Source organism: Pseudoalteromonas sp. SG44-1 (genome assembly GCF_014164315.1).
GTDB classification, from domain to species: domain Bacteria; phylum Pseudomonadota; class Gammaproteobacteria; order Enterobacterales; family Alteromonadaceae; genus Pseudoalteromonas; species Pseudoalteromonas rhizosphaerae.
On record NZ_JACJEW010000001.1, the window covers coordinates 97,350 to 114,274 of the forward strand.

The 16,925-nt window shown below is 40.4% G+C and carries 10 protein-coding genes and 1 pseudogene; 6 read left to right on the forward strand and 5 right to left on the reverse strand.

Annotated elements, in window-relative coordinates; translation table 11 throughout:
* Positions 1 to 265 precede the first annotated feature (265 nt).
* The 6 genes and pseudogenes from H5187_RS25000 to H5187_RS00495 all read left to right on the forward strand — a co-directional run.
* Positions 266 to 1,495, forward strand: a pseudogene (locus H5187_RS25000) (methyl-accepting chemotaxis protein); the annotation flags it as partial.
* Positions 1,496 to 1,639: 144 nt separating this feature from the next.
* Positions 1,640 to 3,130, forward strand: coding sequence for a dipeptidase (locus H5187_RS00475; RefSeq protein WP_182783825.1), 1,491 nt, complete (start codon positions 1,640 to 1,642; stop codon positions 3,128 to 3,130).
* Between the two features lie 217 nt (positions 3,131 to 3,347).
* A complete protein-coding gene (locus H5187_RS00480) occupies positions 3,348 to 3,971 on the forward strand; it encodes a YqiJ family protein (RefSeq protein ID WP_257325469.1) in 624 nt (207 codons plus the stop codon).
* A 62-nt stretch (positions 3,972 to 4,033) separates the two neighbouring features.
* Positions 4,034 to 6,136, forward strand: coding sequence for a flotillin family protein (locus tag H5187_RS00485; RefSeq protein ID WP_145237480.1), 2,103 nt, complete (start codon positions 4,034 to 4,036; stop codon positions 6,134 to 6,136).
* A gap of 81 nt (positions 6,137 to 6,217) precedes the next feature.
* The gene (locus H5187_RS00490) at positions 6,218 to 11,539 is read left to right on the forward strand and encodes a DNA repair ATPase (protein ID WP_182794068.1); all 5,322 of its coding nucleotides are present in this window, start codon (positions 6,218 to 6,220) and stop codon (positions 11,537 to 11,539) included.
* Positions 11,540 to 11,567: 28 nt separating this feature from the next.
* Positions 11,568 to 11,831 carry a biotin/lipoyl-containing protein gene (locus H5187_RS00495; protein WP_149980857.1) on the forward strand — a complete coding sequence of 88 codons (264 nt, stop codon included), beginning with the start codon at positions 11,568 to 11,570 and terminating at the stop codon, positions 11,829 to 11,831.
* A gap of 62 nt (positions 11,832 to 11,893) precedes the next feature.
* Here the strand turns inward: H5187_RS00495 and H5187_RS00500 are convergent, their stop codons facing one another.
* The 5 genes from H5187_RS00500 to H5187_RS00520 all read right to left on the reverse strand — a co-directional run bounded on the left by H5187_RS00500 (position 11,894) and on the right by H5187_RS00520 (position 16,847).
* Complete coding sequence (locus tag H5187_RS00500; RefSeq protein ID WP_145237471.1) at positions 11,894 to 13,036, reverse strand: N(5)-(carboxyethyl)ornithine synthase; 1,143 nt, start codon at positions 13,034 to 13,036, stop codon at positions 11,894 to 11,896.
* A gap of 375 nt (positions 13,037 to 13,411) precedes the next feature.
* Positions 13,412 to 13,966, reverse strand: coding sequence for a zf-TFIIB domain-containing protein (locus H5187_RS00505; RefSeq protein WP_182717039.1), 555 nt, complete (start codon positions 13,964 to 13,966; stop codon positions 13,412 to 13,414).
* A gap of 89 nt (positions 13,967 to 14,055) precedes the next feature.
* Positions 14,056 to 14,208 (reverse strand): DUF2256 domain-containing protein, encoded by a 153-nt coding sequence (locus H5187_RS00510; RefSeq protein WP_182794069.1) that lies wholly within the window; start codon positions 14,206 to 14,208, stop codon positions 14,056 to 14,058.
* Positions 14,198 to 15,712 carry a cryptochrome/deoxyribodipyrimidine photo-lyase family protein gene (locus H5187_RS00515; protein ID WP_182794070.1) on the reverse strand — a complete coding sequence of 505 codons (1,515 nt, stop codon included), beginning with the start codon at positions 15,710 to 15,712 and terminating at the stop codon, positions 14,198 to 14,200. The genes H5187_RS00510 and H5187_RS00515 overlap by 11 nt, the downstream gene beginning before the upstream one ends.
* Positions 15,713 to 15,881: 169 nt before the next feature.
* Positions 15,882 to 16,847, reverse strand: a complete 966-nt coding sequence (locus H5187_RS00520) for a carbohydrate kinase (RefSeq protein WP_182767474.1) — start codon at positions 16,845 to 16,847, stop codon at positions 15,882 to 15,884.
* Between the last annotated feature and the right edge of the window lie 78 nt (positions 16,848 to 16,925).

Sequence of the window (16,925 nt, forward strand, 5' to 3'; positions counted from 1 at the left end):
TTTTCTGTAATACCCCTTACTAATTTGATGACTAATCTTGCTCTTTTTAAAATTCTCAACTATTAGATATTATTGATTTTTGTTACTAAATGGTAGTGAATAGTAGTCACAATTAAAGTGTGGCTGTTAAAGAGTAGTGTTGTTAATTCTATGATTTAAATAGCTAATAAGAATGATACAGTCAAAGGATAAAATGATGTTTTTTAAGTCAAAGAATGCTGTTTTAGATAAACATAAACAAACTGACCCAATGACCTCTCAGGCTCAAAAAGAGCTAAATGCAATTAAATCTAATATAGCTTTTATTAGTTTTACAGTGGATGGCATCATTGTTGATGCTAATAAACATTTTTTAGATGTAATGGGGTTTAAGCTTAGTGAGATTGTTGGCCAACATCATAAAATATTTTGTGATTCAGACTATGTAAATTCTGAGGACTATCGCCATTTCTGGCAAGATTTAAGTGCGGGTAAATCATTTGGTGGTACTTTTTTACGTTTTACAAAAACTAAGGTTCCTATTTATTTAGAAGCAAATTATTTTCCAGTTGTAGAAGATGATGGCAGCGTAAGTAAAGTTATTAAAATTGCCAATGACATCACGACTATAAATAATGTGTTGAAAAACAAAGATGCAATTCTTAATGCGCTAGATCTATCGTTAGCAGTCATTGAGTTTGATACACAAGGAAATATTTTAGATGCTAATGAAAACTTTTTATCAACCGTTCATTATTCACTTGAAGAAGTAAAAGGAAAACATCATAAAATATTTTGTGATAAAGAGTTTTATCTTAAAAATCCAGAGTTTTGGCAGAGCCTTAGTAAGGGACGATTTAATTCAGGTCGTTTTAAGAGATTTAGCAAAGATGGTCGCATTTTGTGGCTTGAGGCAACTTACAATCCAATCTTTGATGAAAACGGTAAGGTATATAAAGTTATTAAGTTTGCATCAGACATAACAGAGCGCGTTAACTTAGCATTTAACACGATTGATCAAGCTGCGACTATTTCAGAGGAAACCAGTCAAGTAACTTCCAATGCAGTAAATATTTTAGGCTTAGCTGTTGAAACATCAAAAAACATTGCTGAACGAGTTAATAATGCAACGGCAACAGGGAAAGAGCTTAAAATACAGTCTAAAAGTATAGTTGATATTGTGGTTACTATTCGATCTATTGCAGATCAAACAAACTTACTTGCACTTAATGCTGCAATTGAAGCTGCTCGAGCTGGTGAAGCTGGACGTGGCTTTGCTGTCGTTGCTGATGAGGTGCGCACACTTGCAAGTAATACCGCAGAATCGACCGCAGAGATAGGCCGTGTCGTTGAGCAAACTCAAGCGTTGATAAGTCAAATGGATGAACTATTAGGATCTGTCGCTGGTATTGCAAACGAAGGGCAAGAAAGTATTTTAGAAGTATCTCAAGGGTTAAGTGAAATTACGCAAGGGGTTAAACGTTTTGTTGAAATGGTTGATCAGATGAAACCTTAAGTTTCTTACAGCCTATTATTTACCTAGCTGCTTTGCTCTATGTTTTATTAATAATAAGTTGTCGGTCTATCGCAAAGCATTGTTCGTTATTAAGCCAGAGCGTTATAATTGTGATTCTTAGTTGTTAATTGAATGGGACTTGTTTTGAAAAAATTAGCTTTAGCTAGTATCGCTTTATTGGCCTTTAACGCACATGCAAAATTAAATAAGATTAATGACAGCGTTGCTGATTATGCTGTAAATACCTACCAAAGTGCGCAAATTCATACCTTAGCTAATTTAGTATCATTCCCGACGGTTAATAAAGACGGCATCAATACTCCTGATAATCCCGACTTTATTGGCTTTAAAGCTTTGTTAAAAATGAAAGCTGCTGAACTTGGTTTTGATTACCAAGATTTAGGTTACACCGTACTTATTGGTATGGGGCAACAAACTGAAAAGGTAACCATAGTAACCCATGGCGATGTGCAACCTGCCAACGCAAGTAAGTGGAAAAAAAGCCCGTTTGAAATAGATAGTACCTCAGAGCCAGGTAAATTAATTGCGCGTGGAACAGAAGATGATAAAGGTGCTATCGCGACCGCTTTATATGCAATGAAAGCTATAAAAGATCAACAGATCACACTTAATAATCGTATTGAGTTGATGATTTACTTAGCTGAAGAATCTGATTGGGGTCCGCTTGAAGAGTTTATGAAAAGCTATCAGCAGCCTAAATATGCGGTTACTATTGATGCGTCATACCCGGTGGTTGTCGCGGAAAAAGGTTGGAGCTTAATTGCACCAACGTTTAATGCTACCTCAGCACAAACAGGAGTGTATGTAAGTGAACTTACTGGCGGCGCTTTTAAAAGCCAAATACCAGAAGATGCGAGTGTGGTGTTACATAACGCCGATACTGCGTTAGTCAGCAAACTTAAACATGCAGCGAGTGCGCTTAACGCTGTGGAATTTAACTTTAGCGAGCAAGCTGATGGTGTTGTTATCAGCGTAAAAGGGTTGTCTGCTCATTCATCAGAGCCAGAATCTGGGGTTAACGCCATTGCTTACTTAGCGGAAGCTTTTAAAGGTATTGAGCTTGAGAATAACAGTGATGGTCAAGCAATTGCGTTTATTAATCAGCTAATTGGTCTTGATATACATGGCAAACAGTTTGGTGATATTGCTTATAAACATGACTTTATGGGACCTATGACAGTAGCACCAACGCTTATTGAACGTGATGGTAATGAACTCACACTCGCTGTGAATTTACGTCGTCCAATGGGTAAAGATGAAGCGGTATTACGTACGCAAATTGATACCGCACTGAGTAATTGGCAAGTGAGAAATAACGTAAAGTTATCTGGTGTTGATGTGGTGATTGGCACGCCAATGTTGCTCGACAGCGCACCTCATGCACAAGCATTATTAGATATTTTTAAACACTTTACCGGTGATCAAGAGGCTGGATTTGTATCTATTGGTGGCGGTACCAATGCAAAGTTATTTGATAATGCAGTATCGTTTGGGCCATCAATGCCAGGCAAGCGCTACACCGGTCACTCAGAGCATGAGTTTATTACAGTTGAACAACTTAAGCTCAATCTTAAAATGTATACAGCAATGATGATAAAGCTGGGTAATATGTAACTTAGGTCGTCATACACACAAAGTAAAACGCCGCTAAATTGCGGCGTTTTTTTACTTCTAAGTCGTTAATTAAGCTAAGTTAACGTTTCAAAGTAGTCGTTCATTTACAATTTTTTATATTAACAACGTTGATTTTCCATAAAACACTTAACATTTACGCGACTAAATGATAAAAAGTTTTATCGCCTACTGCGTTTAAAATAAATGGATAGTTGTAATGATGGAATTTTTAAACTTAGCGCTTACTTTCCCCACCGTTATTTTTTCAGCCCTGTTGTTAGTTGTGATGTTGTTTTGGCTAATAACCCTTATTGGCTTTGCTGATATTGACATGTTTGAATCAGATCTAGAAATTGAAGCCGATGCGTCGCAAAGCTCAGGCTTGAGTTCATGGTTTAGCATGGGGTTTGGTGGCATACCAATTACTGTATCTATTAGTCTCGTAGTGATGAGTAGCTGGTTGATCAGCATCTATGCCCATAAGTTTTTTGCCTACCTGTTAGGCGATGGTATGTGGTTTTATATTTTTGGCGTGCTAATGCTGGGCGTTTGTTTGCTGATTGCTATGCCAATTGCGGCCATTATTTCTCGGCCATTACAGCGCTTTTTTAGCAGCGCACAAACCTCGCAAAGTTCAGATTTACTGGGTTTAGAATGTGTTGTTGTTACTGGCAAAGTAACAAATACATTTGGCCAAGCACGGGTTAAATTTCAAGGTACTGAGCAGTTACTTGAAGTTAGAGCTGAAAATGACGAGCAATTTACATCAGGTGACACAGCGGTGTTGCTTGAACACCTCAAAGAGCAACACTGTTACATTATTACCGCCAAACCTTGGTAATACCCTAGTTTATTTAGGGGTAAGTAACACATAATAAATCGATAATCACGTTAGGACATAACATGGAATTTTTAGATAATCTCATACCTATATTGACATTTGTAGGTATAGCAATCGCTGTTATTTTTGCTATTTTGCTAATTATCGGCAAGTTTTATCGCAAGGTAGAGCAAGGCCAAGCACTGATCATTAATAAAATGAAGAACGAGCCCGATGTCACCACTACGGGCGGAATTGTTTATCCTGTGATCCATAAAATGGAAGTGATGGACATTTCAACCAAGCGCATGGTGCTTGAGCGTAAAGATAAAGGCGGTTTGATCTGTAAAGATAATATTCGCGCCGATATCGCCATTACTTTTTATATTCGTGTTAACGAAAACAAAGAAGATATTTTACGCGTTGCTAAGCAAGTCGGTTGCGCCCGTGCATCAGAGCACGCCACATTGCAAGAATTGTTTGAAGCGAAATTCTCAGAAGCACTTAAAACTGTTGGTAAGCGAATGGATTTTGTTGAGTTATTTACTCACCGAAATGAATTTCGCGATAATATTAAAGAAGTGATTGGCCAAGATTTATCGGGTTATTCACTTGAAGATGTTGCTATTGATTACCTTGAACAAACGTCAATTGATAAGCTCGATCCGCAAAATATTCTCGATGCCGAAGGTATTCGCCGCATCACTGAAATGACCGCAGTACAAAATGTATCTACCAATCAATTGAAGTGTGATGAACGCGCTAAAATTGAGATCCAAAATCAAGAAGCCACCGAAAAGTCACTGGAAATTGAGCGCCAAAAGCAAGATGCCATGTCACGTCAAGTGCGCGAAATTGAAACCGTGAAAGCCCGCGAATATGCCGAAGCTGAAAAAGTACGCCAAGAAGAGCGCTTAAAATCAGAGCAAGCCCGCATTCAAACAGAAGAAGCGATTGGCATTAGCGAGCAAAATAAGCAACGTGAGCTTGATATTGCCGAACAAAACCGATTACGCGTTTTGGGTATTGAAGAAGAGAAAGTTGCTCGTTCACGTGAAATTGAAGTGATCGAACGTGAAAGAGAAACCGAAATCCTGCGCATCAATAAAGAAAAAGCACTGGAAGTAGAACGTAAAGAAATTGCCGATGTAGTGCGTGATCGCGTGATTGTTGAAAAATCAGTGGCTGAAGAAGAAGAGCGCATTAAAGATGTGAAAGTACTCGCAGGTGCAGAGCGCGAGAAGAGTGCGATGATCATTCGTGCCAAAGCCGAAGCCGAACAGTCATTAGTAAAAGATATCGAAGCTGCAAAAGCGCAAGAGCAAGCCGCAGAATATAAAGCTCGTGAGCTTGAAACAATGGCCAATGCAGAGCTTAGAATTGCTAATCAACAAGCTGAGTCGAAAAAGATTTTGGCGCATGCGCAACAAGTTGAAACAGCTGCTAAAGGGCTTGCTGAAGCGGATGTTATTAAAGCGAAGGCCGAAGCAAATGCAATTCAAGGTGAAACTGATGCTAAAGTAATGCGTCAAAAACTTGAAGCTGAAGCACAAGGTAATCGTGAAATTGGTTTATCTCAGGCGCAAGTACAAACAGCCATGGCTGATGCGAATGAGAAACAAGGTGAAGTGGAAGCGATTAACCTAGAGCGTAAGATGCGCGCCGAAGCAAAAGGCCTTGAAGAGAAGCTACAAGCCTTGAACGCAATGGATCAAGATGCTCGCGATTACGAAAGCTTTACGCTGCAGCTTAACCAGCAAAAAGAGCTCGTATTGGCAAAAATTTCGGCCAGCAAAGACATTGCTGAGCACCAAGCACATATTATGGCGAAAGCCTTAGGTAATGCTGATATTAATATTATGGGCGGCGATGGTCAGTTCTTTAATCAATTTATGAGTGCAATTAGTTTAGGTAAATCAATTGATGGCTTAGTTGATGAAAGTAAAACCGTACAAACCGTATTTAAAGATCACTTAAATGGTGATCGTAATTTAATTGAAGACCTAAAAGGGGTGTTAGCTGGGGCGAATGGCTCAGCCGAAACACTTAAAAACTTCAACATGAGTAAGTTATTAAAGCAGTTAAGTAATACCTCTGCGGCTGAAAAAAGCCAATTACTAAGCATGTTAGGCGGTAACTTAGGTGGTGGGTTAGATGAGAAAATTAAACTAGATCCAAAAGACTAGCTTAATTTCTAAGTTCTCTCGTTGTAGCCGCAATAGTTTAACTATTGCGGCTAACTTCTATTAAATTTCAGGATAGGTTTCATGACGGACGCAACTCAACAAGCGCTAGAACAAGGCTCGTACGATTTAATTAAACGCCGCTTAAATAATTTTGGTGCTAGTTTAAAAACGCAAATAGATGATGTAAATACACAGCGTATTAACGAGTTTGGTAGCACTGATCTACAAGTAAAAGGGCGTGTTCGCGTTCGTACGGAGCAAAATTGTACCCCGCGCGATATCGTGATTATTGGCGATAAAGTTATCTTTGCTTACAACGTATTTTTGGGATTAAAAAAAGAAACCGCAATCAGTGATGTATTTAGTGTACAAAAGCTGGTGGAGCAAGACGACCATTACGAAATTGAGCCTTACCCAGAGACAACGCGTTTTTTAACCGATAGTCGTTTTATTCGTGATTTTGAAGAACTGTATACCTACTACAAACAAACCAGCCTACAGCATTTATATCAACAAAATGGCAAGCTATTTGCGCTATTCCAAATCGGTGACAAGTTATCGGATGTGCGGGTTTTTCGCTGGGAAATTCACCCAGACAACACCATTAATTATATCGATAACCGCGGTGAGCGTGATATTCAACACGCACATGACTATGATTTTGAATGGCTCAAAACTGACCGAAGTAACCACATAGAAGGGCGCCACGCTCATATCAACATCGCGGACCAAGTGTTTGTTGAAACCATTGGCGGTTCACTGACCATTAAAATAGAAAACAGCACTGACACCGGTGAAGGGATTTATCAAGAAGCTGTTGATGATAAAAACCAATCCCTTGCTGACAGCGAAGTTGAGTACGCGCTGGTAGGCGACTTAGTGCTGCTAAAAATTCTCCCATACCGTGAAAAAACATGGCGTTACTTTATTTATAACACCCGCACTCAGCAGGTCATGCGCCAAGATGCAATCGGCAGTGCATGTGTTACTTTACCTGAAGATCACGGCATTATTTTCCCTGGCGGTTACTACTTACAATCAGGGCAAGCACGCTCGTTTGAAGAGCAAATAGAAGATTTAGAATTTCACCGACATATAAAGTCACCAAACGGCGAAGATGTTTTATACGTGTTTTACGAGCCAAGTGAAGGCCGTTACGCGCTATTTGCCTATAATATTATTGATAAAAACCTGCAAAATCCAATTTATTGTCACGGTTATGCTATTTACAACGATGGTATAACGCTGACTTTTAAAGCCGATAAAGACCAAGCGGAGCGAGTACATCCGATTCAAATTTGGCAAAGCCCGTTTGTATCGGCTGAATTTGCAGCCAATGCGCCGCCACTTACTAGCTTTTTTGGTAAAATAGGTAACCCCGATTTAGTTCGCGGTATTTCTGATTTATACAGTGTCTATAAAGCCATTAGCGAGCAAAGCCCGACTTTATTTCATTACGAAGATTTAATTGCCCTTAGCCGGAATATCTTTGACCGTTACCATTGGCTTAACGAAAGCGAGTTTGCGAAAATCGCACAAAACCTACACAGCATCAATGAAACCGCTGAGCAAGTGCTTGATGAGTTTGAAAAAGTCACCGAGATTCAAAACAAAGCCAAGCAAGCCTTGGTGGATATTAATAAGCAATACACTGATGTAACCCGAGAAGTACGTCCTGATAGCTTTAAAGTCGCACCGCAATTTGTGCAAGGTATTGATGCATTAAAAATGCTCAAAGGGCAAGTAATAAGCCTTGAAGATATTAAATATATAGATATTGCTGCACTGAATAACTTACAAAGTGAAATTGATACACGGCTGGTGGAAGTAAGCCAAGCAACTGCTGCGTTTTTACAACAAGACAGCGCGCTGGCGCCGTACCACGAAAAACTTAAAGAGCTTGAAGAGCTAAGCAGTAAAAGCGAAAGCGTTAGCGAGCTGAAGACCTATATTGCACAGTTAGATGCGCAAAGTGTAGAGCTGGATTTACTTAACCACACTATGCTTGATTTAGACATCGACGACAGCCGTGTGCGCACGCAAATCCTCGAAGATATCAGTGCTGTTTATGCGTTGGTTAATCGTGCTAAAGCGAGTATTGAAATCCGCCAAAAGAGCCTTGGCAGTGTTGAAGCTAAAGCTGAATTTGCCGCACGCTTTAAGCTTTTTTCGCAAAGTATTACCAACGCACTAAATAATGCTAAAACCCCAGAGGCGTGTGACGAGCAACTTTCACGTTTGCTTATTCAGCTTGAAGAGTTGGAATCGCAATTTAGTGACTTTGACGAATACCTGACAGAGATCATTGCCAAACGTGATGACGTATACGAAAGCTTTGAAGCGCATAAACAAAGCTTAATTGATACCCGTCAGCGCCGCGCATTGAATCTAGCCAATTCCGCCGAGCGTATATTGCAAGGCGTTAACCGCCGTGCGCAAAGCTTTACTGAGCTTGATGCATTAAATACTTATTTTGCCGCCGATCCTATGATCAGCAAGCTTCGTGCATTGACTAGTGAGCTTAAAGAGTTAGGCGATGAAATTCGTGCCGATGATATCCAATCAAAGCTAAAAGCCAGTAAAGATCAGGGCATACGTTCGTTACGTGATAAACAAGATATTTTCACTGATGGCGGCAATACAGTCAGTATTGGTAAGCACGCTTTTAGTGTTAATAAGCAATTACTCGATTTAACCTTATTGCCGCGTGACGAGCAGCTGATGCTGCACTTAACGGGTACTGATTATTTTGAGCCAATAACAGATGAGAAAAGCTTACAAACGTTACAGCAAAGTCGTCATTTGTGGCAACAAACATTAGTTTCGGAAAGTGAGGTGGTTTATCGTGGTGAGTATTTAGCTGCGCAAATATTACTCGCTTGTGAAAACAGTGAGCATTCGCTGACTTTTGCACAATTAGAGCAGGCACAACGAGATAAACAGTTATTGCAGCTGGTGCAAAAATTTGCTGAACCGCGCTATCAAGAAGGCTATGAAAAAGGCATTCATGACCACGATGCATGGGCAATTATTGACACCTTACTGACGCAAAAAAATAGTCTGGACTTACTTATTTATCCGGCTAGTTGTCGTATTATTGCGCAGTTATTTAGTGCGCAATTGTCATCTGCACAACTGAACGAATATTTCCATCAAGCGAGCAATGCTATTTTGATGGATAAACACTTTGCTGCGACCAGCTTTATCAGCACGTTAACCGCGCAGTTAAGTGAACAGATCAATGTCTTTTTAACTCAAGTTAGCAAATTATCTGCACGTTTTGCTGATTTATCCACTGACTTGGCCGCAGCTTATTTAGTGCAACAATTAGCGCAACAAAAAACGGCAGAGCAACAGCTATTTATCGTTTCTCAGCAAGCTAAAAATTTAGCTGAACAGTTTAGCAGTGACGCTAAAGCCAAAGGTTATAGCAACGAGCTTGCTCAGGCCTGTGAAAACGTAAAGCAAACTGATGAGCGGGCATTATTATTTTTAAGTTGGCTTAATGCGTACTGCATGCAAAATCCTAAAGTATCGGCAATGGTGCAAGCGGAAGCGGCTAACTACTTACACCTCAGTGCCACTACAGCATTGCAGTATACCGTACTGGATGCCACGCCGAGCACGCAAGTTGAACACTTAATGGGGCAGCATAAGCGAGTGCAAGAGCAAGTTTTAAATTTAGATTACGCTGAGTTTTATGCCCGCACGCGTAAGTATATTACTGAGCAAGTGCCGGCTTTTGAGCAATATCATGCATTGCGCAGTGATATTTTAGCTGAGCAAAAAGAGCGCCTGCAGCTTGATGAATTTAAAGCCAGGCCGCTTAGTTCGTTTGTACGTAATCAGCTGATCAATAAAGTGTACTTCCCAATTATTGGCGATAACTTAGCAAAGCAAATTGGCTCAGCAGGTAAAAACAAACGCACTGATTTAATGGGCATGCTATTACTGATCTCGCCGCCAGGTTACGGTAAAACCACCTTAGTGGAATACGTTGCTAACCGTTTAGGGCTGACTTTTGTAAAAGTAAATTGCCCGTCGATAGGGCACGATCAGGTGTCACTCGATCCTGCTCAAGCCATTAATGCTACTGCTGAAAAAGAGATTGCAAAAATCAATCAGAGCTTTGAAATGGGCAATAACGTGATGCTGTATTTAGATGATATTCAGCATACTAACCCTGAGTTTTTACAAAAGTTTATTTCTTTGTGTGATGGCTCAAGACGTATTGACGGGGTGTGGAACGGTAAAAGTAAAACCTATGATTTACGCGGTAAAAAGTTTGCCGTAGTGATGGCAGGTAACCCGTATACAGAATCTGGTGAGAGCTTTAAAATTCCTGATATGTTGGCAAACCGCGCCGATATTTATAATCTTGGCGATACCTTAGCCGGGTGTGAGCAAGAGTTTGCCATGAGCTTTATAGAAAATGCGCTAACATCTAATACAGTATTAGCGCCATTGGCTAACCGTAACATGGAAGATTTATATAAGTTAGTGCGGATGTGTCAAGGCGAAGATATTTCATTAAATGAGCTTGAACACGGCTATTCACAAGCGGAAGTTAACGAAATTAAAGCGGTACTCAGCCGATTAATCACTATTCGTAATACCGTACTAAAAGTGAACGCCCAGTATATTGCCTCAGCCGCGCAAGATAATAATTATCGCACAGAGCCGCCATTTAAATTGCAAGGCAGCTACCGTAATATGAATAAAATGGCAGAAAAAGTCGTTGCTGCCATGAATGACGAAGAGCTAGAAAACTTAATTTGTGACCATTATCGTGGTGAAGCGCAAACACTCAGTAAAGGCTCTGAAGAGAACTTACTTAAACTCGGTGAACTGCGTGGCACCTTAAGCGCAGAGCAGCAGCAGCGCTTTAGTCAAATTAAAGGTGACTTTGTACGTTTAAATAAACTTGATGGCGCAGGCAGCCCGGTGATGATGGCGGTGGAGCAAATGGGCTATTTGCATCAATCACTGGAAGAGATTGCCGGTAAACTCAGTAAAAACAACCTAAGCCACGATTACAGCCAGTTATTACAAAGTGTTGGTGTGAATATTCAAGGTTTAGATAATAAACAAGCAATTAGTAGCATAGCGCAATCGCTTGATAATGGTTTTGTGCAAACGCCTTATATGGCAAGTTTAGAGCAATTAAGCCGTGCTATAGCTGGTAATAACTGTCAGCCACACTTGCAGGCGTTAATTGAGCAACTTGCAGCCCTTGATAATAAAGAGGCTGTGAATGCGCTAACTGCAGCGGTTACCAGTAACAATAACCAAACGTCATTTACTGAGCTTGTTAATGCAATTAACCAACAAACTCAAGGTATCAATAATAACAATGTGCAGGCTCAGTTTGAAAAATTGATTGCTGCATGGGGCGCGAAATAGCATTTAAATTAACCACAAAGGAAGCAATATGGATATCAAAGTACCTGAACTACAAGGAATGATGGGTAAGGCTACGATTTCGGCAATTTACGTTAATGAGGGGGATGCCGTAGTACGAGACCAAACTTTATTTGATGTTGATTTTGATAAAGTGGTGTTGGAAGTGGTTGCTACCACTGCCGGGGTTGTTCATAGCTTTAGTGCCAAGCAAGGAGATTTAGCTATATCAGATCAAGTGGTGATGCAACTGAGAGAAAAAGTTGCTGGTGAGCAAACAACATCAGAACAATGACTCTTACAGATGAACTCGTCGAGCAGGATTAGCTGCTCGGCGTGTTTATTGATGTTTAATAACTAAAGTGCATTATAAGGCGGGTTTAATTGGCGCTTTTGAAACGCTAGAATCGCAGTATTTTTGATTATACCGTCTTCAATATTAATCGCACGACGGATGGTTTCATCTTTTTGCCATTGTGCCTTGCCTGCTAATACTGTAGGTAAGTATACAATCATGGCGGCTGAGATTGAACGTGTTGCGCTTTCCCATAAATAACTAGGTGTATGATCAACCGCGTAATAATCAACGGTTTCATAGCGAAACATCGGATTTGCAAATGTGGTGGGTTTAGCAAAAAAGAACCCCATACCTTCGTCACAGCTTACATCTATAATTAAACTATTTGCTTTTAGGCAGTCCGCTTCAGATTCAATAACAAAATTAACCGGGTTTGCAGTTTCTTGAAAAGTGCCATTGACGATAATATCGGCTTCGCTAATGAGCTCCGTTAGTGGCCGTTGCGTACCATCGTGTTCAACCACCATCATCCGTGCTTCATCGTGTTGGCCTTGGCGAACTTTAACGTAATGGCAGTCGAGGATCTCTTCGCGTACTTCGTGATCGGGGCGCTGGATGCAAATCGTAATATCTCTAAAACCATGGGCTTTGAGTGCATAAATTGCACCGCGACTAACAGCACCAAAACTAAAGATGATGGTTTTACGCTGATCACCATAATGTCCATCAATACCTTTGAGCTGCAGTGCGTGTAACACCGCACAGTAGCCGGCCATTTCGTTATTTTTATAAAAAGTATGACGACCAACATTGCCTTGCGGCGACCATACAAACATATCTTCAAACGCAATGAGAGTGAGCTTTCTATCAAGTGCAGCTTGGGTTATTTCGCGTTGTTGTACGCAATGTACGTAGCCCCAAAGGGTTCCACCTTCACGTAGCTCCTGTAAATCAGCAAGCACCGGTTTGGCGATGATCACGGTGCCTATTTTGGTTAAAATATCACTGCGACTTGCAACACCACCGGTTAATGCGGCTATTTGCGCATCGCTCACATTAAAAGCTTCGCCGTAGCCTTGTTCAAAGATCAGTTGTTTTCTAAGTTGTTCTGGAATGCGCTTAAGGTGGTCTGGGTGGATAGGGTAACGTCGTTCATCTGTCTTGCGTGACGTACCAATTACGCCAATAGTTAATTCACTCATGCTATCGCCTTGTTTAAAGTATGCTGAGTTCATAAACGAATGATGCTACTTCGCCAACAAACTGTGGGCTGTTTTACAGGCAAGCGAAACACTTGACTGTAAACAATGGTCTCAGTAAAGGGTTTTGTTATTTACTAAATTAGTATTTTTAATATAAAGCGGTTTTAAATCAGGTGGTTAACTTGCATAGAATGACAAGTTGAAAGTAAATATGACATAGCCGCGATTGGCTTCTGCGTATTAGCATTTGAGTATAACAGTAAAACAGTGGCGCATGCGGTTAACACAGCAATAAGAAAATTAAACAAGTACAATGACTGTGGTATTTTTTGTGATAAAAGGACTCGATACAGCGAGTCCCACTTTTTTAGCAGCTTACTTTTCCGCAGAATATGGGTCTTCAGCCATTAGGTAGGCTCTCAAATCTGCTTTTTGCGGTTGTGCATTAAGCCATGTTCTGAGTTCTTTCACTTTTGTATAAGTGTCTGCGCCGAATTTATCAGCATATATGTCACTAAAGTTTTGCTTGGTACTTTGCTCTCTAATTTGGTTTTGCCATTGCTGTGTTACTACTGCATTCAATGTACCAGCTAAGCCTTCTTCTTTTAGTAATTCCCATTCACCTGCATCTAACCAGATCCCACCTACTGGTGCGCTGTAATCAATACGGTGGTCAGTTGCTGATGAAATACGAAACTTACGCATAATGACCCCCGATACTGGGCAAATTAACGCTTTTTTAGTGTCTTTAGCGTCGGCTTCGAATGAGATATTGTCAGCAAATGCAAAGTTTGGGTTACGCTCTTTCCAAGCTGCAAAGTCTTCGATTAGTATCCAGTGGCCATTACAGTGCGTGCATGTGTGTGAACGAAATTGACCTTCAATAAAGCTTGGTTTAAGTAACCCTTTACCACAACTTGTACAATTCATAGTATCCCTTAATTCATGCTATTTATTATTAATAATAACGGTGATATTACCGTATTTTTAGAGTTGATAACAAAGGTTATTGTATTTAACTAAGGGGTTAGCTTTAGCTCTTTACTGCGTTTACAACGCTCTGAGCAGTAAATAACGTTATCCCAGTCGCGCTGCCATTTTTTACGCCAAGCAAAATCACGTTTGCAAGTGGGGCAGGTTTTTTGCGGTAAAGTTAGTTTTTTATGAGCCATTGTGATGGTTTGTCTTGGTACTTTTTGTTCTAGGGGCGATGCTTACATGCTTTTTTAAAATCGCAGGAATAGCGCGCTTAACCTCAATACGTTCGCGATATTGCCAAAGCCGTTCTCTCGCTTCTTTAGACGCTTTGGTTAAATCAATCATCGGTGCAGGGTAATCGTCACCTAGTTTAAAGTCGTTAAATAATGCTTCCATGGGTGTTTGCTCCCAAGGTTCATGCAAGTATTCTACAGGCAGCTTTTCAAGCTCTGGGCACCATTTTTTTATAAATTCACCGCTCGGGTCTTGATCCTCAGATTGTTTAATCGGGTTGTAATGTCTAATAGTATTAATGCCCGTAACCGATGCTTGCATTTGTATTTGCGGGTAGTGGATCCCCGGTTCAAAGTCTAAAAAATAGTTAGCCAACGGCAGGCTTGCATGTTGCCAGCTGATGTTTAAATGATGCGTAACAAAACTAACTAACATAGCGCGCATTCTAAAATTAATATAACCGGTGGCTTTTAAACAGCGCATACAGGCATCAATAATAGGAATACCGGTTTGCCCCTGTGCCCAGCGTTCAATATCGCTAGTAACTTGTGCGTCATCACGATATGGAAATGCATGGTACCCCGGATTTAATGCTTTAAATTCCATGCTGCATTCGCTTTCAAACTTTTGCATAAAATGGCAATGCCAGTGCAGGCGAGATACAAATGCAGCAAGCGGGCGCTGCCAACCTTTTTTATCAGCACAAGTGCTATGGTATGCGTCAATCGCCATTTGATACACTTGCCTCAGGCTGATATTTCCCCACGCTAAATAGGGCGATAGCCTAGAGCAATGAGTACGGCTTAAACTAGGGCTAGATATTCCTTTTTGATAACCCTTACCGCGTTCAGCAAAAAAACTTTGCATTACTTCACGGGCAAGTCGTGGGCCCCCATGCTGAAAATATTCATTATCTTGCGTATAGGCACTAGGCAGCTTGGGTGTTTTATAGTCAGTAAGGGGGAGTGGCTTTATTTGCTTCCAGTTAGGTATAGCAATAGGTGCTTGCATGGTTTGTTGCCAGCGTTCGTTCCAATTGTGGCGATTTTTTTTGCCACGTATCACAGCCCCGGTTGGCGACTCTAACCAGTTAATATGATGGTGTTGGCACCATGCTTTAATGGTTTTATCACGTTCAAAAGTGTTGTTTAGCCCTATTTCTTGATGGCTAAACATGTTTGTGATTGCAAACTGCGAGTGAAGCGATTCAAGTAGGGTTTGCATGTCTTCATTAAATATATACACGCGGCTATTATAGCGAGCTAGTTGGGTATTTAAATCAACAATAGATTGATAGACAAAGCGCCAATGCCGCTCGTTGTAATGCCCATCGGCAAGCAGTAAAGGTTCAAAGTTATAAATTAATAGTGTGGGCAGGCCATTACTAAACGCATTTTTTAAAGGCTGATGATCGCTTAGGCGTAAGTCACGTTTAAACCAGACTATGTTTATTTTTTCTTTCATACTGGTGATATCAAAACCGTATCGTTTATAAATAATTAGGCATAAATAGTTTTATACGTATTAAATGTAAAAGTAGTTTAAAAGCGATTTTGTTAGACGACTAAAACTAAAAATATGAGTTTTAGTCGTTAGAATAGAGGTTACAAATAGGCTGGTTGATTGTAAGTGCTCAGGCAGACAGGTCTTGCTGCGTTGGTAAAGCGTCGAATGCACCAAACTTTGCGACAGTTGAGGCGCCACACTTAGTTGCAAAGTCGATTGCTTTTAATACTTTTTCAAAATTATTGGCCCAATCAGTAAATTCGTTTTTATCACTTACTAGCGAAGCTACTTGGTATAAAAAACCGCCTACAAAAGCATCACCGGCAGCTGTGGTATCTACGACATTCGCTGGTGGACAAGGATATGTACCACTAAATGAGCATGAGGAAAATGTAATTGGCTCGCCACCATCAGTCATTAAAACCAATGACACGCCATTGTCTACCCAGCTTTTTATTGTGGTTTCAATATGCTCAATACCATACAGGGCTATCAGCTCATCTTTACTTGCTTTAATAACATCAACCGTTTTAGCTATATCATTAATAATGGATGGGGCTGTAAGTGGTTCATCCCAAAAGGCAGGTCGAAAATTAATATCAAAGCATGTAACCGAGTCTGCTTCTTTAAAGTGTTTTAGTGCATTTAACGTAGTATTTAATATGTGAGCCTTAGCTAAAGAGCCTGAGCAAAAGCTCACTATTTTAGGGGCTGCAAATAAAGAGGAGGTTAAATCGGAAATCTGCAAATCATAATGCGCGGCGTCTTTATCGTAAAAATCAAATGTACGTTCACCGCTTTCATCTAATGAGACAAAGGCTAGTGCAGTTTTACCCTTTTTAGAAAAGCTAACATGTGATGTTTTAACATTATGTGTATCGAGTGCCTTTATTAAAAAACGACCAAACGGATCATCGCCTACCTTACCAAGCAATGAGCTCAAACCGCCTAACTTTGCTACGGCGACAGCTACATTTGCGGGCGCACCTCCTGCAAATTGAGTGAATCCTAGCTCGCTGCTTAATACTGTTTTATCTATACAATCATTTGAGAGTAAATCAATTAAGGCTTCACCAATTGCAACTACTTCCATTACGTTATTCCTATAAAAATTGTCAGGGTATCGTCTCGTTTTAAACGATACCTTTGGTTAAATCTAAGCCTTGACCAC

Bases quoted from the DNA above. Each gene is read 5' to 3' on its own strand.
- H5187_RS00500 (WP_145237471.1), bottom strand. From the start codon at position 13,036: ATGAGTGAATTAACTATTGGCGTAATTGGTACGTCACGCAAGACAGAT.
- H5187_RS00505 (WP_182717039.1), bottom strand. From the start codon at position 13,966: ATGAATTGTACAAGTTGTGGTAAAGGGTTACTTAAACCAAGCTTTATT.
- H5187_RS00510 (WP_182794069.1), bottom strand. From the start codon at position 14,208: ATGGCTCATAAAAAACTAACTTTACCGCAAAAAACCTGCCCCACTTGC.
- H5187_RS00520 (WP_182767474.1), bottom strand. From the start codon at position 16,847: ATGGAAGTAGTTGCAATTGGTGAAGCCTTAATTGATTTACTCTCAAAT.
- H5187_RS00495 (WP_149980857.1), top strand. From the start codon at position 11,568: ATGGATATCAAAGTACCTGAACTACAAGGAATGATGGGTAAGGCTACG.
- H5187_RS00490 (WP_182794068.1), top strand. From the start codon at position 6,218: ATGACGGACGCAACTCAACAAGCGCTAGAACAAGGCTCGTACGATTTA.
- H5187_RS00485 (WP_145237480.1), top strand. From the start codon at position 4,034: ATGGAATTTTTAGATAATCTCATACCTATATTGACATTTGTAGGTATA.
- H5187_RS00515 (WP_182794070.1), bottom strand. From the start codon at position 15,712: ATGAAAGAAAAAATAAACATAGTCTGGTTTAAACGTGACTTACGCCTA.
- H5187_RS00480 (WP_257325469.1), top strand. From the start codon at position 3,348: ATGATGGAATTTTTAAACTTAGCGCTTACTTTCCCCACCGTTATTTTT.